This is a genomic window from Pseudomonas paracarnis (assembly GCF_904063055.1).
Lineage (GTDB): Bacteria > Pseudomonadota > Gammaproteobacteria > Pseudomonadales > Pseudomonadaceae > Aquipseudomonas > Aquipseudomonas paracarnis.
The window spans coordinates 18,648-39,597 of sequence record NZ_CAJFCN010000018.1 but is presented as its reverse complement, the minus strand read 5'-3'; the positions used below and the strand labels follow the sequence as shown (position 1 = coordinate 39,597).

The following is a 20,950-nucleotide window of genomic DNA, read 5'->3' as shown; positions in this document are numbered from 1 at the left end:
GTTTTGAGAGGTGGAGAGACGGAGCGCAGGCCCGGCAGGCACTGCAAATACCCGATCACCACCAAGACGTCAAAGCTATGACGCCAATTGCAAGGCGCGAGATTATCTTGCAAACGAGGGCAGTTGCGCCAGCACACTCTGACTTTGTGCGGTAAATGAGTGGCGAGCCTGGGTTAGAACGCACGCTGGCCCTATAATCGAGGCACTTTGTTTGTGGAGCCTGTTATGCCGAACCTCCGTCTTGCCGACCTCACCGCCGAAATCGAAGCCAACGTGCGCCGCGCACTGCTGGAAGACATCGGCAGTGGTGACATCACCGCACAGTTGATCCCGGCCGAACGGCTGGCCAAGGCCACGATCATTACCCGTGAGGCGGCTGTTATCGCCGGCACGGCGTGGGTGGACGCAGTGTTTCGTCAACTGGACCCTCGGGTTGCCGTGCACTGGCAGGTGGCTGATGGTGAACGGGTGAGCCCCAACCAGGCGTTGTTCCACCTTGAGGGCCCTGCCCGCTCGCTGCTCAGTGGTGAACGTTGCGCGTTGAATTTTCTGCAATTGCTGTCAGGGGTTGCCACCCGTGCGCAATTTTTGGCGGACTTTGTCGCCAGCACCCAGGTCAAGCTGCTGGATACCCGCAAGACATTGCCCGGCCTGCGTTTGGCGCAGAAGTATGCGGTGACCTGCGGCGGTTGCCACAACCACCGCATCGGGCTGTATGACGCATTCCTGATCAAGGAAAACCACATCGCCGCCTGCGGTGGTATTGCCCAAGCAATCACCGCCGCCCACAAGATCGCGCCGGGCAAGCCCGTGGAAATCGAAGTGGAAAACCTGGAGGAGTTGCGTGAAGCCCTGTCGGCGGGTGCCGACATCATCATGCTGGATGAACTGAGCCTGGACGACATGCGCGAAGCCGTGCGCCTGAACGCCGGCAAGGCCAAACTGGAAGCCAGCGGCGGGATCAATGAAACCACCTTGCTGCCTATCGCTGAAACCGGCGTGGACTACATCTCCATCGGTGCGATGACCAAGGATGTGAAGGCGGTGGACCTGTCGATGCGCCTCAGTATATGAAAGATGCCGTAACTGTAGGAGCGAGCAAGCTCGCTCCTACAGGCTGCTTTTAAACTACAAGATTATTCATCTCGCAGTACTCTTCCCAATCGACACCCAGCACCTCGGCCGCCTCTTTGTGCAAGGCCAACCGCGCAGCTTCGAACTCTTGTGGTGTCGAGGTGTACTTGAGGGTCAGCTCCCAAGGCTGGTAGCCCTGACTCTCGGCCTCATCTTCGAATGCCCACTGAATCTGGTCGCGCTGATCGTCGGCACTCAGGTCCTTGATCTCTTCTTTAAGCTGCGGCGTGTCCTCAAGGTAGTGCTTGAGTGCTTGTTCGTGCCGAGCGGCCTGGGTCATTTCGGTCGTGGTCATATTGTTCTCTTAGATCGAGGAATGGGAATGCATCTGGGTCTTCAAGGTTGCGCAGTTACAAAAGAGCGGGCGCAAATGCCCGGCTCACCTGGCCTTCAGAACCATTCTGGGATCATCTGAAAACATTGCCGTTGAAACAGTGGTGCCTGTGGTGCCCGAGACAGGAATCGAACCTGCGACCTTCGCGTTACGAGTGCGCTGCTCTACCGGCTGAGCTACACGGGCGGTGGGCTAAAGCTAGCACTGCATTGGGCATGCAGCAACTTGCTCGCTCACCGCCCGGCGACTGTCACGCGCCGTTGGCGCCGCAGCCCTTGGCAGCGTACTGCGGCTCTACCGTGGTGGCACAGCTCCAGCCGGTGGTGGCGCTGCGGGTCAAGGTGATGGTCTTGCCGAGCACGGGCGCGGGCGCATCGAGGATTTCACAACGCAGGGTGCCTGCGCCCGAGGCCACATCGCCTGTCACCTCGATCGCGCAGTTGGCGGTAGGGCTGGTGCCCCCGATGAGGGAAAGGGTCGGCGTGGTGCCCTGGTTGATGACGTCCTCATAGCCGGCCTTTAACGCGCTGATTTCAGCCAACCCCGCGGTGAACTTGGCCTTGGCCTGGTGCTTGGTGTACATGGGCAGGCCAATGGTGGCCAAAATGCCGATGATTGCCACGACGATCAATAACTCGATCAAGGTAAAACCTTTTTGACGCATCTCTTTCACTCTCCAGAATAGAACCATGACAAGGCACGTCCTGCGCCCCGTAGTGTGCAACGGCGCCAGTGTACTCATCCCAACGCAGTCCATCGCCTGCAAGACGCACAATCTGACATTTTATCGCCTAGCGCCAGCCTGCCCGAATCCGCCGCCTGACTAAGCTATAAATTCTTCACGACCTGGGTGCGTCAACCTCACATGAACGACACGTCGACAATTTATGCCTGGGAAGGCATCAACCGCAAAGGGCGCCGGGTGTCCGGGCAAATCGCCGGCCATAACCTTGCGCTGATCAAGCTACAACTGCGCCAGCAAGGGATCTGCCCTGAGCGTGTGCGCAAGAAATCTTATGGTTTACACATCTTCAAGACGCGAATAACGCCTGCAGATATCGCCCTGTTCACTCGCCAGTTGGCCACCTTGCTCAAAGCCGGCATCCCGCTGCTGCAAGCCTTCGACATCATCAGCGAAGGCGTCGAAAACCCACAGCTGCGCGAACTGGTCAAGGCGTTGAAACAGCATATTGCCAGCGGCCACCCGTTGGCCGCTGCCCTGCGTCAATATCCCCGCCATTTCGATGAGCTGTACTGCAATCTGGTGGCGGCTGGCGAAATGGCCGGCGCCCTGGAAACCCTGCTGGAGCGTGTGGCGATTCATTTGGAAAAAAGCCAACGGCTCAAAACCAGGATCAAGAAAGCCATGACCTACCCTATCGCGGTACTGGTAATTGCCACAGGGGTGAGCACAGTGCTGTTGATCCATGTGGTGCCGCAATTCCAGAACTTGTTCGCCGGGGTCAACGGCCAATTGCCGGGGTTTACCCTGGGGGTCATCGCGCTGTCGGAACTGCTGCAACAGGCGTGGTGGATGCTGGGGCTGGGTGTGGGCGCGGCGCTGGTTGTGGGGCGCCACGCCTACCGTACTTACCCGGGGTTTCGCCATTGGTGGGCAGCAGGTTTGTTGAAAGTGCCCATGGCAGGCAAACTGCTGCACAAATCTGCGGTCGCCCGCTACGCTCGTACACTTTCCACCACCTTTGCGGCGGGCGTCCCTCTGGTACAGGCATTGGGTTCGGTGGCCGGCGCCGTCGGCAATGGCCCCTTCAAACAGGCAATCGAACGTATGCGCCACGATGTATCCACAGGCATGCAGTTGAATCAATCGATGCATAACAGCGGCCTGTTCCCAGGCATGGCGATCCAGATGACCGCAATCGGGGAAGAGTCCGGCACCCTGGACCGCATGCTGGAAAAAGTCGCGAACCACTACGAGTCAGACGTGGATACCTTGGTCGACAACCTCACCAGCCTGATGGAGCCGCTGATCATGGTCGTATTGGGAGGGATTGTCGGCGCGCTGGTAGTGGCCATGTACCTGCCGGTGTTCCAATTGGGGACGGCATTTTGAGCCTGCTGCTGAGCGAACATCCCTGGGCGTTTGTTGGCCTGGCGCTGGTGTTGGGCCTGATCGTCGGTAGCTTCCTCAATGTGCTGGCGTGGCGCCTGCCCAAAATGCTCGAGCGGGAATGGCGTGCCCAGGCCCATGAGATTCTCGACTTGCCAGCCGAGCCCGGTGGGCCGGCCTATAACCTGATGCGTCCGAACTCCTGCTGCCCGCGCTGCAATCAACCGATTCGGCCTTGGGAAAATATCCCGGTGCTCAGCTACCTGTTGCTCCGGGGGCATTGTGCCCACTGCCGTGAGCCCATCGGCCTGCGTTACCCCCTCACCGAACTCGCGTGCGCGCTGATCTCAACCGCTGTCGCCTGGCACTTCGGCTTCGGCTGGCAAGCCGGCGCGGTGATGCTGTTGAGTTGGGGCTTGCTGGGCATGAGCCTGATTGATCTGGACCACCAACTGCTGCCGGATGTGCTGGTGCTGCCGCTGCTATGGCTGGGGCTGATCCTCAACAGTGCTGACCTGTTGACGCCACTGCCCGATGCAGTGTGGGGCGCGGTTATCGGCTACATGAGCTTGTGGTGCCTGTTCTGGCTGTTCAAGCTGGCCACCGGCAGAGACGGCATGGGCCATGGCGACTTCAAGTTATTGGCCTTGCTGGGAGCCTGGGGCGGCTGGCAGATTCTGCCGATGACCCTGCTGATGGCCTCGCTGCTGGGCGTGCTTGCCGGGCTGATCCTGCTGCGTTTGCGTAAGGCCCAGGTGTCAGCGCCGATGCCGTTTGGCCCCTGCCTGGCAATTGCCGGCTGGATTGCATTGCTCTGGGGTGGTCAAATAACCGACTTCTATTTGCAGTCTGTCGGTTTCAGATGACCACTTCTGTTGCAACACCCTGGATTCTTGGGCTCACGGGCGGCATTGGCAGCGGCAAAAGTGCTGCGGCCGAGCACTTTATCAAGCTGGGCATCGACCTGGTGGATGCCGATCACGCCGCGCGCTGGGTGGTCGAGCCTGGCCGCCCGGCCCTGGCACGCATCGCCGAACACTTCGGCAGCGACGTGCTGCAAGCCGACGGCCAACTGGACCGTGCCGCGCTGCGCAAACTGATCTTTGAGGTCCCGCAAGAGCGCCTGTGGCTGGAAGCCTTGCTGCACCCGCTGATCGCCGAGGAAATTCGCAGCCACCTGGCACGCGCCCAATCGCCCTACGCGATCCTGGTGTCGCCGCTGCTGATCGAGTCCGGGCAGTACAGCATGACCCAGCGCATCCTGGTGATCGACGTGCCGCAATCACTGCAGATTCAGCGTACCCTGCAGCGCGACGGCATCAGCGAACAACAGGTGCAGGCGATTCTCAAGGCCCAGTCCAGCCGCGAAGACCGCCTGAACCATGCCGATGACGTGCTGGTCAACGATAAGGACCTCGCCTGGCTGCACGGCGAGGTCGAGCGACTGCACCACTTTTACCTTACTTTGCGTGGAGGCCGATCATGAGCCAACCCCTGACCGTCGACTGCCCAACCTGCGGTGCACCCGTGGAATGGAAAGCGACCAACCTCAACCGACCGTTCTGCTCGGACCGTTGCAAGCTTATAGACCTGGGCGCCTGGGCCGCTGAAGAACACAAGATTCCCGTGGCCCCTGACGCCGAAGATGAACTGTTTTCCGAAGACCTGCTGCCACGCCACTAAGGGCGCATAAAGGCATATTCCTGCTGGTCGTCGAGGTTCTCTGCAAGGTATTGCAACTCGTCGGCCAGGTCTTCAAAACTGCGTACACCCTTGCTTTGCTGCACGACCGCACTGAGCATGGCCCGCAAGGTCAAGCCGGGGTCAAAACCGATTTCCTGCGCTGCATCCTGGCTTCTGCGCAACTCCTGCCGTGCCCACTCGTACACACTCATTGTCCGTGCTCCTGAAAATTTTGCAGAGCATGGACCCGCGCCGCGGCCTGGCATTTGACCTGGATCAACGCCGCGAATCGTCGTCCTTCCACGGCGCCGAGAGGTAGCGAGTGCGGTTGAACGTCTCCAGCCATTCCGGGCAAAACACCACCAGCGCGCTGATGACCATGCCGTTGATAAAGGCTTCGGGAAAGATGATCAGCCACAGGTAACCGACAAAATCTTCCAACCACTCAGGCATCGCAAAAAGACCGTCGAACCACAACAAGCCCAAGCCGGCCAACAGGCATAGCAATGCCGAGAGGGCGGCAGCAAAAAAGCCCGAACAGAAGATATACACAAAGGGGTTTCGCGGCTGCGCCCGCTCTACAAACAGCGCGCAGCCTTCGGTGACCAGCACCGGCAGCACGATCAGCAGCAGGCCATTGACGCCAAGCGCGGCCAGGTCCTGGCGCCCCAACAGCATCAAGCCAAGCTGGGCGGCAAAGCCACCGACGATTGCCAGCGGCCAATCCAGCAGCAAGGTCACGGCGGTCATGCCGATAAAGTGGTAGGACACGCCGGTATCGAAATCCCGTCGCACCAGCCACAGCATGAACAGCGCGAACACCGTGCCGAACAGCAAATGCTGGCGCCGACGGTCGGCAAACAACTCCACCCATGGCGAGCGCAGCATCGCCCACATCAACACGGGCGCATACACCAGCCAGCCGAGGCCGAGCGTCTGGGGTGCCAGAACCGCTGCACTGATCACGGATGCTCTGCCTTTACCAAAAACCTCATCACACACCTCGTCCCTGGGCCTGCTCCACATCAGCATTCTACACCCGCGTTTTTAAGGCAAGACTTCCTGTGGTCATCATTTGAACGCTAAGCTGCGACTATGGATGACTCAGATTATTTGCGCCTGCTCACCGTAGCAGCCGAACAAGCCAATGCGTTTCTGTCCAATGCCCGCAAGTGGGAGCGTGAGCGTTGGGTCTGCCAGCGCCTGCTGCAAGGCTTGAACGTGCCCTACCGCGTCGAAGAGTTTCACGCTGCGGGCCAGGAGCCGCCCGACGTGTTGTTTCGCGACGCCAGCTTCGAGGTCTTTTTTGTGCTGGACGAGGGCCGTCGCCTGAACGACGAGTGGCGCGATGAGTTGCTGCGCAGGCGCAGTGCTTTCTCCTTGAGCCAACTGGTACGGCGCGAAGCCAAGCCACGGCGCATTCCCGCCCATGAATTCCTGCTGCGCCTGGCCCCCACACTGCGTAAAAAAGCCCACAACTACAAAGAACGCGGCATGGACCTGGGGGAGTTGGACCTCATTGCGTTTACCAGCCTCAAACGCGAAGTGCTGGACCTCAACAGCCATTTTCCGCCGCCGACCGAATACCTGCGCCAAGGCTGGCGCTCGCTGTCACTGGTGGGGCCAACCTTTGCCAGGGTGCTGTTTGCACATCCCGACGCGCCGGACTTCTTGCGCAACAACCTGGGCCGCAGCATAGTGTTTGATGTCGGCATCAGCCTTTGATGCCCCTGGCTGTAACGTGGCGCCCCTTTGCAACGTCTACCTGACGAGGCCTTTATGACCAGCCGCCTGAAACCCGATGACCAAGAGCGTGTCGAAGAGTACCTGCGACTTACCCAGCACAGAGTCGAGCGCAAGCCTTTCCGGCCGTGGCTGCTCCTCTGCGTGGTGCTGGTCGTGGTAATCGGGCTCGGTGCGCTGAGCCGCCTATTGAGTTACCTGACGCTATGAGCCGCCTGGCGCTCGCGAGGGTAACTGCTCCGATTTCTTTTAGCCTTGCGAGATATCCCCATGACCCATCGTATTATTATCGTCGGCGGCGGTGCCGGCGGCCTGGAGTTGGCTACCCGCCTGGGTAAGACTCTGGGCAAGCGTGGCAAGGCCAGCATCACGCTGGTCGACACCAACCTGACCCACATCTGGAAGCCGTTACTGCACGAAGTGGCGGCCGGCTCACTGAACTCCTCTGAAGACGAACTCAACTATGTTGCCCAGGCGAAATGGAACCACTTCGAGTTCCAGCTAGGGCGCATGAGCGGGCTTGACCGTGAGCAGAAAAAAATCCAGCTGGCCGCAACCCTCGACGAAGAAGGCCGCGAACTGGTGCCTGCCCGCGTGCTGGGCTATGACAGCCTGGTGATTGCGGTAGGCAGCACTACCAACGACTTCGGCACTGAGGGCGCAGCGCAACATTGCCTGTTCCTCGATACCCGCAAGCAGGCCGAGCGCTTCCATCAGCAACTGCTCAACCACTACCTGCGCGCCCATGCCGGACAGACCGACGCCGTTGAACAGATCAGCGTCGCCATCGTGGGCGCCGGTGCCACCGGGGTCGAGCTGGCCGCCGAGCTGCATAACGCCGCCCATGAACTGGCTGCCTATGGCCTTGACCGTATCAAGCCAGAAAACATGCACATCACCCTGATCGAAGCCGGCCCGCGGGTATTACCTGCACTGCCGGAGCGGATCGGTGGGCCAGTGCACAAGACCCTGGAGAAACTAGGGGTGACGGTACTGACCAACTCGGCGGTCAGTGAAGTAACTGCCGACGCCTTGATCACCAGCAGCGGCCAGGTGATTCCGGCCAGCCTCAAGGTCTGGGCGGCCGGTATCCGCGCCCCCGGTTTCCTCAAGGACATCGACGGCCTGGAAACCAACCGCATCAACCAGCTGCAAGTCCTGCAAACCCTGCAAACAACCCGCGACGAAAATATCTTCGCCTTTGGTGATTGCGCCGCCTGCCCGCAGCCGGGCACCGACCGCAATGTACCGCCACGGGCCCAAGCGGCTCACCAACAGGCCTCATTGCTCGCCAAGTCGCTGAAGCTACGAATCGAAGGCAAGGAGCTGCCGACCTACACGTACACCGACTACGGCTCGCTGATCTCGCTGTCGCGCTTTTCCGCGGTGGGTAACCTGATGGGCAATCTGACGGGCAGTGTGATGCTGGAAGGCTGGCTGGCGCGGATGTTCTACGTGTCGCTGTACCGCATGCACCAGATGGCGCTATATGGGTTCTTCCGCACGGCGATGCTGATGCTGGGCAGCAAGATCGGCCGCGGCACCGAGCCACGCCTTAAATTGCACTAACAACCTGGTCTCGAAGGAGGCCTGGCAAATGTGGGAGCGGGCTTGCTCGCGAATACGGTGGTTCAGTCACAGATGTACTGACTGACACAGCGCATTCGCGAGCAAGCCCGCTCTCACTTTATTTTGCGGTGAGTTCAGAATTTACGAGCACAAAAAAAATCCCCGTATCTTTCGATACGGGGATTTTTAATATGGTCGGGGTAGGGGGATTCGAACTCCCGACATCCTGCTCCCAAAGCAGGCGCGCTACCGGACTGCGCTATACCCCGGTAATAAAAAGGCGACCTTTCAGTCGCCTTCTCCGATCAGCGCTTTTGGCCTCTGATCTTAAGATTCGATTCCAGCGTTAACTGGTCTCAAAAATGGTGGGTCGTGTGGGATTCGAACCTACGACCAATTGGTTAAAAGCCAACTGCTCTACCAACTGAGCTAACGACCCAAATATGGTCGGGGTAGGGGGATTCGAACTCCCGACATCCTGCTCCCAAAGCAGGCGCGCTACCGGACTGCGCTATACCCCGGTTTGAAATTGGCTCCGTGACCAGGACTCGAACCTGGGACCCAATGATTAACAGTCATTTGCTCTACCGACTGAGCTATCACGGAACTACATATTTCAAAGTTACTGCTGTGTTGCTTCCTCTTCGACCCTGTCCGTATCGCTACGTTAGCGTCTCTGAGGCGCGCTATTCTACAATCTTAAAAACCCCTGTCAACCCTTTAAATTGCTTTTAAGACAATGATTTGCGCTTCTTTCTGATTTCTTCTTGGGGAGAAGAAACCCGTGGGCTGACGTTGCTGCGGGGCGCACTTTACAAGCCTTTGCCTTACAGTTCAACGCCCTATCGAAAAAAAAGGCCCCGCAATGCGGGGCCTTCTCTGGTTGCGCCAAGCGCAGGCCTTAATGGAAGACGATTTCGTCGTCTTTCACCGTCGCCGTGACGCGGGTGCCAGGCATAAAGCTGCCCGACAGGATCAGCTGCGCCAGTGGGTTCTCGATCCAGCGCTGGATCGCACGTTTGAGTGGCCGTGCGCCATACACTGGGTCGTAACCGACCGCGATCAGCTTGTCCAACGCTTCGCTGCTCAACTCCAGGTCCAACTCGCGCTCAGCCAGACGGCTACGCAGGCGGCCCAACTGAATTTCGGTAATGCCCGCGATCTGATCCCGCGCCAGAGGCTCGAAGATCACCACTTCGTCGACCCGGTTGATGAATTCCGGACGGAAGTGCGTGGTCAACGCATCCATCACCGCCGCACGCTGGGCTTCACGATCACCCACCAATTCCTGGATCTGAGCCGAGCCCAGGTTGGAGGTCATCACGATCACCGTATTGCGGAAGTCCACCGTGCGCCCGTGGCTGTCCGTCAAGCGACCATCTTCCAGCACCTGCAGCAAGATGTTGAACACATCCGGGTGCGCCTTCTCGACCTCATCCAGCAGGATCACCGAGTAAGGCTTGCGCCGTACGGCTTCGGTCAGATAACCGCCCTCTTCGTACCCCACATAGCCTGGTGGCGCACCGATCAGACGAGCCACCGAGTGTTTCTCCATGAATTCGGACATATCGATCCGCACCATGGCCTCTTCAGTATCAAAGAGGAACTCGGCCAGGGCCTTGCACAACTCGGTCTTACCCACACCGGTTGGGCCGAGGAACATGAACGAGCCGCTTGGACGGTTCGGGTCGGACAAACCTGCCCGGGAACGCCGTACCGCGTTGGACACCGCCACCACTGCCTCTTCCTGGCCGATGACGCGCTGATGCAACAGGCTTTCCATCTTCAGCAACTTGTCGCGCTCGCCTTCGAGCATCTTCGACACGGGAATACCGGTCCACTTGGAGACCACTTCGGCAATTTCTTCCTCGGTCACCTTGCTGCGCAGCAACTGGTTCTCAGGCTTGCCGTGCTGGTCAACCATCTGCAGGCTGCGCTCCAGGTCCGGGATCACCCCGTACTGCAACTCGGCCATGCGGTTCAGGTCGCCTTTACGGCGCGCCGCTTCCAGTTCCTGACGGGACTGCTCGATCTTTTGCTGGATCTGCGCCGAACCCTGTACTTCGGCTTTTTCCGAGGTCCAGATTTCTTCGAGGTCCGAATACTCGCGTTCCAGGCGAACAATTTCTTCCTGGAGTTTTTCCAGACGCTTCTTGGCCGCTTCGTCTTCTTCTTTCTTCAGCGCCTGGGATTCGACTTTCAGTTGAATCAGGCGCCGATCCAGGCGATCAAGCACTTCCGGCTTGGAATCGATCTCCATACGGATGCGGCTGGCCGCTTCGTCGATCAGGTCGATAGCCTTGTCCGGCAACTGACGATCAGTGATATAGCGATGGCTCAACTTGGCCGCCGCGATGATCGCACCGTCGGTAATAGCCACCTTATGGTGGACCTCATAGCGCTCTTTCAGGCCCCGCAGGATCGCGATGGTGTCTTCTTCGCTGGGTTCTTCCACCAGAACTTTCTGGAAGCGACGCTCAAGGGCTGCGTCCTTTTCGATGTACTGACGGTATTCGTTAAGCGTAGTTGCACCGACGCAGTGCAACTCACCCCGCGCCAAGGCGGGCTTGAGCATATTGCCGGCGTCCATGGAGCCTTCGCCCTTACCGGCGCCGACCATGGTGTGCAATTCGTCGATAAACAGAATGATCTGCCCTTCCTGCTTCGACAATTCGTTAAGCAAGGATTTCAAACGCTCTTCGAACTCACCCCGGAACTTGGCTCCGGCAATCAGCGAGCCCATATCCAGAGACAGCAGGCGCTTGCCTTTGAGGCCGTCCGGCACTTCACCATTAATGATGCGCTGAGCCAGGCCCTCGGCAATCGCGGTTTTACCCACGCCAGGTTCACCGATCAACACCGGGTTGTTCTTGGTGCGACGTTGCAATACCTGAATGGTGCGACGGATTTCGTCGTCACGGCCAATCACCGGGTCCAGCTTGCCTTCTTCGGCACGCTTGGTCAGGTCGACGGTGTATTTGTCCAGGGCCTGGCGCGACTCCTCGTGGTTGGGGTCGTTCACCGCTTCGCCGCCACGCAGGTTGTTGATGGCGTTTTCCAGGGCCTTTTTGCTCACGCCCTGGCCCAGCAACAACTTGCCGAGCTTGCTGTTGTCGTCCATGGCGGCGAGCAACACCAATTCACTGGAGATGAACTGGTCACCTTTCTGCTGGGCCAGGCGGTCGGCCTGGTTGAGCAGGCGCGCCAGATCCTGGGACATATTCACGTCCCCGGTGGGATTCTGGATTTTCGGCAGTTGGTCGAGCTCTTTGCTCAACTCCTTGCGCAGGCTGTTGACGTCAAAGCCCACCTGCATCAGCAAGGGTTTGATAGAGCCACCCTGCTGTTCCAGGAGTGCCTGCATCAAGTGTGCAGGTTCGATGGCCGGGTGGTCGAGGCCCACTGCCAAAGATTGAGAGTCGGACAATGCCAACTGTAATTTGCTGGTTAAACGATCAATACGCATTAGTCACCTTCCTTTTGAGCAGGCCGGAGCTATGAACAAACACATCCTGAATGAAGAAACCTGCCAGATACCCTTATAGATGGGGTGGATTCTGGGCGTTTCAAGCGGCGGACGGTTGATACAGATCAGGACAGTCTAGCGTTCAAGCCAGATAAGGGAGGCGAATCGGCCCGTATGTGGGCTTCGGCGATAAGAAAAGAAACGCGGGTCGGTCACAGTGCACAAACCGCCACCATACACAGCGCTAACACCGCGCGCGGCCAGACGCAGGCGCGCCAGCTGGTAAATGTCGGCCATGTACTTACCAGGGTTGTGGCTGGGAACAAAGGCTTCAGCGGTGGCCGGCAGTTGCTGCATGAACACCTCACGCACTTCCGGGCCGACCTCAAAGGCTTGTGGGCCTATGGCAGGGCCGAGCCAGACCAGAACGTCTTCGGGTGCGCTATCCAGGCTTTCGAAAGCGGCCTCCAGCACGCCGGCCGCCAAACCACGCCAACCGGCATGGGCTGCGGCAACCCGGGTGCCCGCTCGATCACAGAACAGCGCAGGCAGGCAATCAGCGGTCATGGCTGTGCAGGCGATGCCAGCGGTGCTGGTCCAACTACCGTCAGCCTCGACAGTACGGCCCGGATCGGCCTCAACCACGCGAGTACCATGGACTTGACGCAACCAGGCAGGCTGGATATCGAAGGCCTCACTCAGGCGACGGCGATTCTCAAGGACGGCCTCGAGGCTGTCCTCGACATGATCGCCCAGGTTGAGGCTGTCGAACGGCGCCAGGCTGACGCCGCCCGCACGGGTGGTGACGCAGGCTTTTACCCGAGCCGGCGCGGGCCAGTCAGGTATCAGCCAGTCACTCATCCGACAAACGCCTCGCGATCTTGCTTGAGCAGCGACAGCAGCCAGACCAGATCGTCTGGCAGTGGCGATTCCCAGCTCATGCGCTTACCGCTCGTCGGATGATCCAGTTCCAGGAAGCGCGCATGCAGTGCCTGGCGCGGGAACGTCTTGAGCGACTCAACCATGGTCTGGCTGGCCGCCGGCGGAATACGGAAGCGGCCACCGTAGGCCGGGTCGCCGACCAACGGGAAGTTGATGTGCGCCATGTGCACGCGAATCTGGTGGGTACGCCCGGTTTCCAGCTTGACCCGCACATGGGTGTGGGAACGGAAACGCTCCAGCACACGGTAGTGGCTGACGGCCTGCTTGCCACCTTCCATCACCGCCATACGCTGGCGCTGCTGGCCGTGACGACCAATGGGTGCGTTGATTTTGCCACCGGCCACAACGACGCCGATCACAATGCACTCATAGATGCGGCTGACGCTCCGGCTCTGCAATTGCGTAACCAGTTGCGTCTGCGCCTGAATGGTCTTGGCCACCACCATAAGGCCGGTGGTGTCCTTGTCCAGACGGTGAACAATGCCGCAGCGCGGCACATTGATGATGTCCGGCACGTGGTGCAACAGGGCATTGAGCAAGGTGCCATCAGTGTGCCCGGCGGCCGGGTGAACCACCAGGCCTGCGGGTTTGTTGATGACCAGGATGTCGTCGTCTTCATAGACGATATCCAGCTCGATGTCCTGGGCAACCCATTCTCCCTGGGCTTCCTGCTCGGCAGTCAGCTCAAGAATCGCACCGCCATGGACTATGTCTCGCGGGCGGATAACCGCTCCATCCACAGTCAGGCGGCCGTCTTTGATCCAGGCGGAAAGGCGCGAGCGCGAGTGCTCAGCGAATAATTGTGCGGCGACTTGATCGAGGCGTTGGCCGCCCAATTCGGACGGCACCTCTGCGCGAAGTTCAATTTTATCGGACATGCTCAGACTAGGCGTGGCGTAGCCTTTGGTTTCGGCTGCGCGCTTGTGGTTAAATACGGCGTCTTTTGCCCCGAGGCTTTCAACGGGGCGCTCATCATAACAGGACGGCCCCGCCCAAGACAGCGGCCGTCATAGGGACGCAAGCCGCCATGCAAGTGAAACACCTGCTGCTGATCGCCATCCTCGCCATGACTGCTGCTTGCTCGTCAACAAAGGACGTCGTCGACGAAAACCTGAGCGAAGTCGAGCTGTACCAGCAAGCTCAGACAGACTTGGACAATAATAGCTTCACCAGCGCCACAGCGAAGCTGAAGGCATTGGAGTCGCGTTACCCGTTCGGCCGCTATGCCGACCAGGCCCAGCTTGAGCTGATCTACGCCAACTACAAGAACGCCGAGCCGGAAGCTGCCAAGTCCGCTGCCGAGCGTTTCATCCGCCTGCACCCGCAGCACCCGAACGTGGACTACGCCTACTACATGAAGGGCCTGACCTCGTTCGACCAGGATGTTGGCCTGCTGGCGCGCTTCCTGCCGCTGGACATGACCAAGCGCGACCCGGGTGCTGCGCGCGACTCCTATAACGAGTTCGCCCAGCTGACCAGCCGCTACCCCAACAGCCGCTACGCGCCGGACGCCAAGCAGCGCATGATCTACTTGCGCAACCTGCTGGCTTCGTACGAGATCCACGTGGCCCACTACTACCTGACCCGTCAGGCTTATGTGGCCGCCGCCAACCGTGGCCGCTACGTGGTGGAAAACTTCCAGGAAACCCCGTCCGTGGGTGACGGCCTGGCCGTGATGACCGAGGCTTACCAGCGTCTGCACCTGGACACACTGGCGACGACCAGCCTGGAAACCCTGAAGCTCAACTACCCCGACCACCCTAGCCTGAAAGATGGCCAGTTCGTGCCTCAGGTTGCCGAAGCGGACAACCGTTCGTGGCTGAGCAAGTACACCCTGGGCCTGATCGAGTCCCGTCCACCACTGCCGCCGGGTGAAACTCGCGCCAACCAGGACGTGATCAAGATGTACCAGGACGCCAAGGACGCTATTCCTTCGGATCTCAAGCCGCACGACGAGAACGGTGACGTGATCGAAGAAGAAGAGCCGCAAGCCCTGGGCAACAACCAGGACCGCTCGTGGTTCAGCTACATGACCTTCGGTGTGTTCGACTGATTGTTCGACGCAACGCAAAAGGGAGCTCTGAAGGAGCTCCCTTTTTTATGAGCGAGTATTTATTGCCCTGTGCGCCCGTGACCACCTTGGCTAAACTGGCGCATTCCTTGTCGAGAAACTGCCCATCATGCTTCGTCTACTGTTCTGGATTGCCGTCATTGCTGCCGCGGTATGGTTCTGGCGCAAATTCAAAAAAAATGCCTCCCATCAGCAACGGCCTGCCGAACCGGATGCGGCCCTGATGGTGCGTTGCGCCCACTGTGGCGTGCACCTGCCGCAGGACCGCGCACTGAGTTCACGCCAGGAATGGTACTGCACCCAGGCGCATCTGGAACAAGGGCCAAAGTCTATTCAGCGTTGAGGCGACCTGCGGGGGCGTAAGGCGCTGGATCGATGATCGGAGCCCGCGCCAGCAGCAAGTCGGTGAACAACTGGCAAGATGCCGGTGCGAGTACCAGACCATTGCGGTAATGCCCGCAATTGAGCCACAACCCCTTGAAGCCAGGGACCTCACCGATAAACGGTATACCTTCGGGGGAGCCAGGCCGTAAACCGGCCCAATGCCCGACCACCTCGGCGTCCGCCAAGGCGGGAATCAGTTCCAGCGCAGACGCCTTGAGGCTTTCCAGCGCGGTGTCGGTTGGCGTCTTGTCGAATCCTTCATGCTCCAACGTGCTGCCGATCAGGATGTGCCCATCCCGCCGGGGAATCGCATAACGCCCCTTGGCCAGGACCATGCTGGATAAAAAGTCGGACGCGCATTTGTACAGGATCATTTGGCCTTTGACCGGCTCCACGGGTAGCCCCAAGCCCAGCGTACCCAACAATTGTCCGCTCCAGGCGCCGGCCGCGAGCACCACCTGATCCCCCAAAACCTGGCCCGTAGCGGTATTCACACCCACCACCCTGCCGTCGCCGAGCACAAAACCCGACACATCGCATTGCTCGCAAATCGTCACGTTCGGCAACGCCAGCAGGGCCGCCTTCAGTGATTTGACCAGGCGCGGGTTGCGTACGTTGGCCACATCGGCCATGTAGATCGCCTGAGAATAGCCACCCCCCAACACCGGCACCGCGTCATGGGCCGCAGATACGTCCACCTTGCTCAACGGTCTCCCTTCACGGGCAGCCCAGGCCAGTGCTTGCGCTTCGTCATCCAGGTCGAGCCAATACAACCCCGTGGTATGTACCTCTGGATCGACGCCGGTCGCTGCAAACAGCCGTTGCGCCAGTTGCGGGTAAAAATCCTGGGACCAATGGGCCAAGGCAGTGACCGCCTGGCTATAGCGCCACGGGTACAACGGCGAGACAATCCCACCGCCCGCCCAGGAAGACTCTTGCCCAAGCCCACCGCGCTCCAGCAGCGTGACCGCCTGGCCCTCACTGGCGAGGTTGTACGCCGTCAACAGCCCGATTACTCCGCCGCCGACAATCACCACTTGCTGTTGCTTAGCCATCATTTGATCCAGCCGATAAACAGGGAAAGGCGCGCCCGGCGCCCACGCTTCAAGTACGCTCATCCTTGCCCCCAGCAGACCTTGGGCGACATTTCAGGCCCTGCTCCCGGGTTGCCGCGCATACCGGTGCTGGTCAAGCTGAATGCTGCGCATGCGTCGTTCGCCATGACCGAGTCCGCAGCGGGAGTGGCGAGCAGGTCAAAATCCTGAGGGTTGAGGACGGCACTGATTCTATAATGATCATTGCCCGCGCTGACGTCGCCTGCATCAATAAAAGTGCCATTCCTCGTATAAGAACGCTCCAGGTGCTGGGCCTGTTCGCTCAACAACGCGACGATCTGCGCCCGATACACCTTCTTCACCTGGCTGAGGTACCCGGGATACGCAATCCCGGCCAGCAACGCGATGATCGCCACGACGATCAGTAACTCAATCAGGGTAAAACCCTGGCTCTCCTTGCCCATCCGATTGCTCCTTATTGAAGTTGCCGCCATAAGACCCGTCGAAACTTGACGCGGCCGCCCTCCTCCACCCGTGCATAGACCGTCTCCAGCACCGTGCGCGTTTGCCCCGCAAGCCCGACCGAGGTGACACGAAAAAGTGTGCCTACGGTTTGGGAGGGTAAATGAGCAAGCCCTGCACCTTCCCCAAGAGATTGAATGCCATAAAACCCATCCTTCAAGGCGAGCCAGGTGACCGCCGAGACCGGGTTCGTCCCGGCCGCCGTCAAGGAAGACGCTTCAGCAGGCGGCGCACAACGGATGATCGAGTGGCAGACAGGCATCGCCTGGCCAACCTTTTGCACGGTCGACTCCCCCAATCTCAGGCCGCTTTCGGCAGATTGAAGCGATTGATTGCGATGCCACAGGCTGCTCGCGACTTTTTGCTGGGAGACCGCAGCCTGTATTGATGACAGTCCCACCTGCGACAGCACCAACAGGAACACCAGACTGATCAGCAGCACCATCCCGGTCTGCCGTACATGAATGCCGCCATGCATGATCATTGCCCCTACCCCAGCCGATTTCGCAGTGCCGCCACGACACTGTAGGTCTGGTCCTTCACCCGCCCAGCGGGGTCTTGAAGGGTCATGAGGATGCGCACGCTACGTATCAGCGACTCATCGGCGGGATGGCTGTCATAGCGCTCCACAACTGTTGATGCCGAGGTGGCTGCCATGCCGAAGCTGACGTCGAATGCCCTTACGTTATCCATCAATACCGCCCTGGCCGGCGCCGCCGGGGTACTGATCTTCAACTGGCCCGATTCGTAGGTGTAGGTAAGTTGGCGTATGCCAAAACGAAGTTGGCCGGGCTCGGCGCCGGGTGGCGTGCCTGCATAAGCCCTGGCCGCCTCCTTGCAGTCGGACAACACTGTCCAGTCAGGCCTGCCGACGCCATCGCCGACATTCGCGGTCACCAGCGTCAGTGACTTCGCACTCCCTGCCGCTTCCCAGCTTATCGGCCGATCAAAGGCAACCGGAGCATTGTCGATAGCCGCCACGGCCAAACACCCCAGCATGCCCGCCTGGCGAATATCCTGGGTGATCTTGCTCAGCACAAAGCGCGCATCATCCTGCAGCACCATGGCGGCCTGCTGGCTGGCATGGGTCAATCGCGAGCTGATCAGTATCTGGCTTGCCCCCAGTATCATGACCAACCCGATGGCGAGCGCCAGCAACACTTCCACCAGGCTGAAACCTCGCCCAAGACGCTTCATTGCGGCACTCCCTGTTCATTGCTGATGCGACTGGTCAGGGTGAAGGTTTCCCGCGCCCCAGGGCGATTTGCTGCCCGAGCATCCGCCCAACTGATGCTGATGGTGACCTCGTGCCCGTTCACCACCACTGATCCTTTGGCATCCTCGCCGGCAAAACCCATGATATTGGCTTCGAAATCGTGCAGGTCCAGGTCACGTACGCTGGCGGTGGCAGTGCTGGGTGGCCCCAGCTCCGCCCGGCCCCATGTGTAATCGGCGCCAGCATTGCTGCGAATGCGGTCGAGCATGTCGTAGGCAATAAAACTGGCTTGGCTGGTCATCCTGGCGCTGTTGGTGTACTTGAGCGCGTTGAGTTGCAGCACCGCAGCGCCCATCAGGCCGATCGCCAAAATCAACAGCGCGACCAGCACCTCGACCAGTGTCATGCCGGATTGGCGCAAGTGCGCAACGCGCAGGAATCGGTTCTGGCAGGCAGGCATTTCCGTCGTCATCCATGTCGAAGGCCGGAGAAAAAAGCAGGCAAGGCCTGCTGTGCGACCCAAGACTAGCGTCGGTTTTCGAGCGGCGCTGCTCCCGGAACAAAGGGAAATACTTTGGACATAATGGCCATCATCCAGCGCCAAGGACCAAGCGCTATACCTAGAAAACCCACTCGTGCCCATGGAGGGAACGCACATGAAACAAAAAGGATTCACCCTGATTGAAATGCTGCTGGGGCTGATCGTCACCAGTTTTCTCGCGCAACTGGCCGTACCCGGTTTCAAGGGCTTGCTTGAATCGCAACAACGACAAAACGCGGCCCAAGCACTCGCCTCCGGGCTGCGCTACGCACGCACCGAGGCCATCGCGCGCAACCGGGCGGTGGTCATTCATGCAAAGGACGAGGACTGGAGCCTGGGATGGCGCGTGATACTGGATGTGAGTGGGCGCGGCCACCTGGATGACGACAATCCAGTATTGCTGGAGCGCGAGGGCAATGGGCGCGTGTCGGTGGCCGGGAATGGCCCGGTTACGAGCCAGGTGCGCTTCAGCGGCCTGGGGGAGCCGGTGTTTGCCGGCGGGGGATTTCGTGCCGGCACCGTACATGTGTGTGACAAGGACCAGGCACAGAGCCTGTATCAGATCGTGCTGGCCCCCAGCGGGCGCATCAGCCTGCGCAGTGACAAGACCGAACAGGCATTATGCCGAGGCTATTCCAGCACCCTGGCCGTCAGAGCAGCGAGCGGACCCGCAGTTCCTTGGGCATGGAGAACGTGATGTTTTCTTCACGGCCCGCCAGCTCGTCGGCGCCGGTGGCACCCCAGGCTTGCAACTGTTGGATCACACCGCGCACCAGTACTTCCGGAGCGGAGGCGCCCGCCGTGATGCCGATACGCTCGACACCGTCGAACCAGCTGCGCTGCATATCTTCGGCGCCGTCGATCAGGTACGCCGGTGTGGCCATGCGCTCGGCCAGCTCGCGCAGGCGGTTGGAGTTGGAACTGTTAGGGCTGCCGACCACCAGCACTACATCGCATTCGTCCGCCAGTTGCTTGACCGCATCCTGGCGGTTTTGCGTGGCGTAGCAGATGTCATCCTTGCGGGGGCCGCCAATAGCAGGAAACCGCGTGCGCAGGGCGTCGATGACGCGGCTGGTATCGTCCATGGACAAGGTGGTCTGGGTGACGAAAGCCAGACGATCAGGGTTGTGTACCTGCAAGTTGGCAACGTCTTTTTCGTCTTCCACCAGGTAGATGGCGCCGCCGTTGCTGGCGTCGTACTGGCCCATGGTGCCTTCGACCTCCGGGTGACCGGCATGGCCGATCAGGATGCATTCGCGACCGTCGCGGCTATAACGGGCCACCTCGATGTGCACCTTGGTCACCAGCGGGCAGGTGGCATCGAACACTTTAAGGCCACGGCCAGCCGCTTCGGTACGCACGGCCTGGGACACGCCATGGGCACTGAAGATGACGATAACGTCGTCGGGTACCTGATCGAGTTCTTCGACAAAGATCGCACCGCGTGCGCGCAGGTCTTCGACCACGAACTTGTTATGCACGACTTCGTGGCGCACATAAATCGGCGGCCCGAAGACCTCCAGGGCGCGGTTGACGATTTCGATCGCCCGGTCCACGCCAGCGCAGAAGCCACGGGGGTTGGCGAGTTTGATTTGCATGCTGTGCCTCGTGCCTTGCAGGCCAAGAAATTGGATCAACTCAGCTCTATAGAATAAGCATCTGTGGGAGCGGGCTTGCCCGCGATGCAAACGACTCGATGTATCAGATACACCTAGGTGATGCTATCGCAGGCAAGCCAGCTCCCACACAAGCCAGCCCCACAGGAACCGGTTTCGTCAGTTAGAGCGCTTTAACGTCGATGATTTCAACATCAAACGTCAAGGTTTTACCGGCCAACGGATGGTTGAAATCGATGGTCACTTGCGCATCATCGAAGGCTTTAACCACACCGGGCAATTCGGTATTGGCCGCATCATTGAAGATCACCAGCAAACCTTCCGACAGGTCCATACCTTCGAACTGCGAACGCGGGATGATCTGCACGTTTTGCGGGTTGGGTTGGCCGAAAGCGTTTTCCGGCAGGATCTGCAGGTTGCGCTTGTCGCCCGCCTTGAACCCGAACAATGCCGCTTCAAAACCAGGCAGCAGGTTACCGTCGCCAACCTTGAAGGTCGCCGGGGCTTTGTCGAAGGTGCTGTCGACCGTGTCGCCATTTTCCAGGCGCAATGCGAAATGCAAAGTGACTTCCGTGTTCTGGCCGATGCGTTGCTCAGCCAATA

General features: G+C 59.7%; 25 protein-coding genes and 5 tRNA genes. 11 read left to right on the top strand and 19 right to left on the bottom strand.

Features of this window, described 5'->3' with window-relative positions:
- Positions 1-225 precede the first annotated feature (225 nt).
- The gene (nadC, locus tag JMV15_RS25450; RefSeq protein WP_014716876.1) at positions 226-1,074 is read left to right on the top strand and encodes a carboxylating nicotinate-nucleotide diphosphorylase; all 849 of its coding nucleotides are present in this window, start codon (positions 226-228) and stop codon (positions 1,072-1,074) included.
- Positions 1,075-1,123: 49 nt separating this feature from the next.
- On the opposite strand, the gene JMV15_RS25445 is transcribed toward nadC, so the two are convergent.
- From JMV15_RS25445 to JMV15_RS25435, 3 genes are all read right to left on the bottom strand, one after another.
- Entirely contained in the window at positions 1,124-1,429 is a 306-nt protein-coding gene (locus tag JMV15_RS25445) for a DUF6388 family protein (RefSeq protein ID WP_014716875.1), read from the bottom strand.
- Between the two features lie 149 nt (positions 1,430-1,578).
- Positions 1,579-1,654 (bottom strand) — tRNA-Thr (locus tag JMV15_RS25440).
- Positions 1,655-1,718: 64 nt separating this feature from the next.
- On the bottom strand, positions 1,719-2,132 hold the full coding sequence (locus JMV15_RS25435) for a pilin (protein WP_014716874.1): 414 nt from the start codon (positions 2,130-2,132) through the stop codon (positions 1,719-1,721).
- Between the two features lie 201 nt (positions 2,133-2,333).
- Between JMV15_RS25435 and JMV15_RS25430 the strand changes: the two genes are divergently transcribed.
- Genes JMV15_RS25430 through yacG form a run of 4 tightly spaced genes read left to right on the top strand, consistent with a single transcriptional unit; the run spans position 2,334 to position 5,222 of the window.
- Complete coding sequence (locus tag JMV15_RS25430) at positions 2,334-3,542, top strand: type II secretion system F family protein (protein ID WP_032903994.1); 1,209 nt, start codon at positions 2,334-2,336, stop codon at positions 3,540-3,542.
- Positions 3,539-4,405: a prepilin peptidase gene (locus JMV15_RS25425; protein ID WP_020301293.1), complete on the top strand. Its 867-nt coding sequence runs from the start codon at positions 3,539-3,541 to the stop codon at positions 4,403-4,405. The genes JMV15_RS25430 and JMV15_RS25425 overlap by 4 nt, the downstream gene beginning before the upstream one ends.
- Positions 4,402-5,025 carry a dephospho-CoA kinase gene (gene coaE / locus JMV15_RS25420; RefSeq protein ID WP_032903992.1) on the top strand — a complete coding sequence of 208 codons (624 nt, stop codon included), beginning with the start codon at positions 4,402-4,404 and terminating at the stop codon, positions 5,023-5,025. The genes JMV15_RS25425 and coaE overlap by 4 nt, the downstream gene beginning before the upstream one ends.
- Positions 5,022-5,222, top strand: coding sequence for a DNA gyrase inhibitor YacG (gene yacG / locus JMV15_RS25415; protein WP_038448871.1), 201 nt, complete (start codon positions 5,022-5,024; stop codon positions 5,220-5,222). The genes coaE and yacG overlap by 4 nt, the downstream gene beginning before the upstream one ends.
- Here the strand turns inward: yacG and JMV15_RS25410 are convergent.
- Entirely contained in the window at positions 5,219-5,434 is a 216-nt protein-coding gene (locus JMV15_RS25410) for a hypothetical protein (protein ID WP_003171680.1), read from the bottom strand. The genes yacG and JMV15_RS25410 overlap by 4 nt on opposite strands.
- Before the next feature lie 64 nt (positions 5,435-5,498).
- Positions 5,499-6,188: an energy-coupling factor ABC transporter permease gene (locus tag JMV15_RS25405; RefSeq protein ID WP_038448869.1), complete on the bottom strand. Its 690-nt coding sequence runs from the start codon at positions 6,186-6,188 to the stop codon at positions 5,499-5,501.
- 129 nt (positions 6,189-6,317) lie between these two features.
- On the opposite strand from JMV15_RS25405, the gene JMV15_RS25400 reads away from it, so the two are divergent.
- From JMV15_RS25400 to JMV15_RS25390, 3 genes are read left to right on the top strand one after another with little or no spacing between them, the layout of a single operon-like run.
- Positions 6,318-6,947: a DUF1780 domain-containing protein gene (locus tag JMV15_RS25400; protein WP_003188431.1), complete on the top strand. Its 630-nt coding sequence runs from the start codon at positions 6,318-6,320 to the stop codon at positions 6,945-6,947.
- A gap of 54 nt (positions 6,948-7,001) precedes the next feature.
- Positions 7,002-7,175, top strand: coding sequence for a DUF3094 family protein (locus tag JMV15_RS25395; RefSeq protein ID WP_014716869.1), 174 nt, complete (start codon positions 7,002-7,004; stop codon positions 7,173-7,175).
- Between the two features lie 60 nt (positions 7,176-7,235).
- Positions 7,236-8,534 carry an NAD(P)/FAD-dependent oxidoreductase gene (locus JMV15_RS25390; protein ID WP_032903990.1) on the top strand — a complete coding sequence of 433 codons (1,299 nt, stop codon included), beginning with the start codon at positions 7,236-7,238 and terminating at the stop codon, positions 8,532-8,534.
- A 192-nt stretch (positions 8,535-8,726) separates the two neighbouring features.
- On the opposite strand, the gene JMV15_RS25385 is transcribed toward JMV15_RS25390, so the two are convergent.
- The 7 genes from JMV15_RS25385 to rluD form a co-directional block, all read right to left on the bottom strand.
- Positions 8,727-8,803: transfer RNA gene (locus JMV15_RS25385), tRNA-Pro, on the bottom strand.
- Positions 8,804-8,897: 94 nt separating this feature from the next.
- A tRNA-Lys gene (locus JMV15_RS25380) sits at positions 8,898-8,973 on the bottom strand.
- 5 nt (positions 8,974-8,978) lie between these two features.
- Positions 8,979-9,055 (bottom strand) — tRNA-Pro (locus JMV15_RS25375).
- A gap of 9 nt (positions 9,056-9,064) precedes the next feature.
- Positions 9,065-9,140 (bottom strand) — tRNA-Asn (locus JMV15_RS25370).
- A 295-nt stretch (positions 9,141-9,435) separates the two neighbouring features.
- Positions 9,436-12,000: an ATP-dependent chaperone ClpB gene (gene clpB / locus JMV15_RS25365; RefSeq protein ID WP_014716867.1), complete on the bottom strand. Its 2,565-nt coding sequence runs from the start codon at positions 11,998-12,000 to the stop codon at positions 9,436-9,438.
- A gap of 135 nt (positions 12,001-12,135) precedes the next feature.
- A complete protein-coding gene (gene pgeF / locus JMV15_RS25360; protein WP_038448837.1) occupies positions 12,136-12,861 on the bottom strand; it encodes a peptidoglycan editing factor PgeF in 726 nt (241 codons plus the stop codon).
- Positions 12,858-13,820, bottom strand: coding sequence for a 23S rRNA pseudouridine(1911/1915/1917) synthase RluD (rluD, locus tag JMV15_RS25355; RefSeq protein ID WP_201491954.1), 963 nt, complete (start codon positions 13,818-13,820; stop codon positions 12,858-12,860). The genes pgeF and rluD overlap by 4 nt, the downstream gene beginning before the upstream one ends.
- A 149-nt stretch (positions 13,821-13,969) precedes the next feature.
- Between rluD and JMV15_RS25350 the strand changes: the two genes are divergently transcribed.
- Both JMV15_RS25350 and JMV15_RS25345 read left to right on the top strand, forming a co-directional pair.
- Positions 13,970-14,995, top strand: coding sequence for an outer membrane protein assembly factor BamD (locus JMV15_RS25350; protein WP_003188421.1), 1,026 nt, complete (start codon positions 13,970-13,972; stop codon positions 14,993-14,995).
- Positions 14,996-15,122: 127 nt separating this feature from the next.
- Positions 15,123-15,356: a PP0621 family protein gene (locus JMV15_RS25345; protein ID WP_014716865.1), complete on the top strand. Its 234-nt coding sequence runs from the start codon at positions 15,123-15,125 to the stop codon at positions 15,354-15,356.
- Here the strand turns inward: JMV15_RS25345 and thiO are convergent.
- From thiO to pilV, 5 genes are read right to left on the bottom strand one after another with little or no spacing between them, the layout of a single operon-like run.
- Entirely contained in the window at positions 15,343-16,452 is a 1,110-nt protein-coding gene (thiO, locus tag JMV15_RS25340; RefSeq protein WP_014716864.1) for a glycine oxidase ThiO, read from the bottom strand. The genes JMV15_RS25345 and thiO overlap by 14 nt on opposite strands.
- Positions 16,453-16,511: 59 nt before the next feature.
- Positions 16,512-16,916 carry a type IV pilin protein gene (locus tag JMV15_RS25335; protein WP_020302966.1) on the bottom strand — a complete coding sequence of 135 codons (405 nt, stop codon included), beginning with the start codon at positions 16,914-16,916 and terminating at the stop codon, positions 16,512-16,514.
- Between the two features lie 11 nt (positions 16,917-16,927).
- Positions 16,928-17,458 (bottom strand): pilus assembly PilX family protein, encoded by a 531-nt coding sequence (locus JMV15_RS25330; RefSeq protein ID WP_020302965.1) that lies wholly within the window; start codon positions 17,456-17,458, stop codon positions 16,928-16,930.
- Between the two features lie 5 nt (positions 17,459-17,463).
- Positions 17,464-18,171, bottom strand: coding sequence for a PilW family protein (locus JMV15_RS25325; protein WP_014716862.1), 708 nt, complete (start codon positions 18,169-18,171; stop codon positions 17,464-17,466).
- Positions 18,168-18,650 (bottom strand): type IV pilus modification protein PilV, encoded by a 483-nt coding sequence (gene pilV, locus JMV15_RS25320; protein ID WP_201491953.1) that lies wholly within the window; start codon positions 18,648-18,650, stop codon positions 18,168-18,170. The genes JMV15_RS25325 and pilV overlap by 4 nt, the downstream gene beginning before the upstream one ends.
- Before the next feature lie 196 nt (positions 18,651-18,846).
- Here pilV and JMV15_RS25315 point away from each other — a divergent pair, with 196 nt between their 5' ends.
- Positions 18,847-19,428 carry a GspH/FimT family pseudopilin gene (locus tag JMV15_RS25315; RefSeq protein ID WP_019817501.1) on the top strand — a complete coding sequence of 194 codons (582 nt, stop codon included), beginning with the start codon at positions 18,847-18,849 and terminating at the stop codon, positions 19,426-19,428.
- On the opposite strand, the gene ispH is transcribed toward JMV15_RS25315, so the two are convergent.
- Together ispH and JMV15_RS25305 are read right to left on the bottom strand one after the other, a co-directional pair.
- Positions 19,382-20,329, bottom strand: coding sequence for a 4-hydroxy-3-methylbut-2-enyl diphosphate reductase (ispH, locus tag JMV15_RS25310; protein WP_003188409.1), 948 nt, complete (start codon positions 20,327-20,329; stop codon positions 19,382-19,384). The genes JMV15_RS25315 and ispH overlap by 47 nt on opposite strands.
- Positions 20,330-20,510: 181 nt before the next feature.
- Entirely contained in the window at positions 20,511-20,948 is a 438-nt protein-coding gene (locus JMV15_RS25305) for an FKBP-type peptidyl-prolyl cis-trans isomerase (protein WP_169855857.1), read from the bottom strand.
- Positions 20,949-20,950 lie beyond the last annotated feature (2 nt).

Bases quoted from the DNA above. Each gene is read 5' to 3' on its own strand.
- nadC (WP_014716876.1), top strand. From the start codon at position 226: ATGCCGAACCTCCGTCTTGCCGACCTCACCGCCGAAATCGAAGCCAAC.
- JMV15_RS25445 (WP_014716875.1), bottom strand. From the start codon at position 1,429: ATGACCACGACCGAAATGACCCAGGCCGCTCGGCACGAACAAGCACTC.
- JMV15_RS25435 (WP_014716874.1), bottom strand. From the start codon at position 2,132: ATGCGTCAAAAAGGTTTTACCTTGATCGAGTTATTGATCGTCGTGGCA.
- JMV15_RS25430 (WP_032903994.1), top strand. From the start codon at position 2,334: ATGAACGACACGTCGACAATTTATGCCTGGGAAGGCATCAACCGCAAA.
- coaE (WP_032903992.1), top strand. From the start codon at position 4,402: ATGACCACTTCTGTTGCAACACCCTGGATTCTTGGGCTCACGGGCGGC.
- yacG (WP_038448871.1), top strand. From the start codon at position 5,022: ATGAGCCAACCCCTGACCGTCGACTGCCCAACCTGCGGTGCACCCGTG.
- JMV15_RS25410 (WP_003171680.1), bottom strand. From the start codon at position 5,434: ATGAGTGTGTACGAGTGGGCACGGCAGGAGTTGCGCAGAAGCCAGGAT.
- JMV15_RS25400 (WP_003188431.1), top strand. From the start codon at position 6,318: ATGGATGACTCAGATTATTTGCGCCTGCTCACCGTAGCAGCCGAACAA.
- JMV15_RS25395 (WP_014716869.1), top strand. From the start codon at position 7,002: ATGACCAGCCGCCTGAAACCCGATGACCAAGAGCGTGTCGAAGAGTAC.
- JMV15_RS25390 (WP_032903990.1), top strand. From the start codon at position 7,236: ATGACCCATCGTATTATTATCGTCGGCGGCGGTGCCGGCGGCCTGGAG.
- clpB (WP_014716867.1), bottom strand. From the start codon at position 12,000: ATGCGTATTGATCGTTTAACCAGCAAATTACAGTTGGCATTGTCCGAC.
- pgeF (WP_038448837.1), bottom strand. From the start codon at position 12,861: ATGAGTGACTGGCTGATACCTGACTGGCCCGCGCCGGCTCGGGTAAAA.
- rluD (WP_201491954.1), bottom strand. From the start codon at position 13,820: ATGTCCGATAAAATTGAACTTCGCGCAGAGGTGCCGTCCGAATTGGGC.
- JMV15_RS25350 (WP_003188421.1), top strand. From the start codon at position 13,970: ATGCAAGTGAAACACCTGCTGCTGATCGCCATCCTCGCCATGACTGCT.
- JMV15_RS25345 (WP_014716865.1), top strand. From the start codon at position 15,123: ATGCTTCGTCTACTGTTCTGGATTGCCGTCATTGCTGCCGCGGTATGG.
- thiO (WP_014716864.1), bottom strand. From the start codon at position 16,452: ATGGCTAAGCAACAGCAAGTGGTGATTGTCGGCGGCGGAGTAATCGGG.
- JMV15_RS25335 (WP_020302966.1), bottom strand. From the start codon at position 16,916: ATGGGCAAGGAGAGCCAGGGTTTTACCCTGATTGAGTTACTGATCGTC.
- JMV15_RS25330 (WP_020302965.1), bottom strand. From the start codon at position 17,458: ATGATCATGCATGGCGGCATTCATGTACGGCAGACCGGGATGGTGCTG.
- JMV15_RS25325 (WP_014716862.1), bottom strand. From the start codon at position 18,171: ATGAAGCGTCTTGGGCGAGGTTTCAGCCTGGTGGAAGTGTTGCTGGCG.
- pilV (WP_201491953.1), bottom strand. From the start codon at position 18,650: ATGCCTGCCTGCCAGAACCGATTCCTGCGCGTTGCGCACTTGCGCCAA.
- JMV15_RS25315 (WP_019817501.1), top strand. From the start codon at position 18,847: ATGAAACAAAAAGGATTCACCCTGATTGAAATGCTGCTGGGGCTGATC.
- ispH (WP_003188409.1), bottom strand. From the start codon at position 20,329: ATGCAAATCAAACTCGCCAACCCCCGTGGCTTCTGCGCTGGCGTGGAC.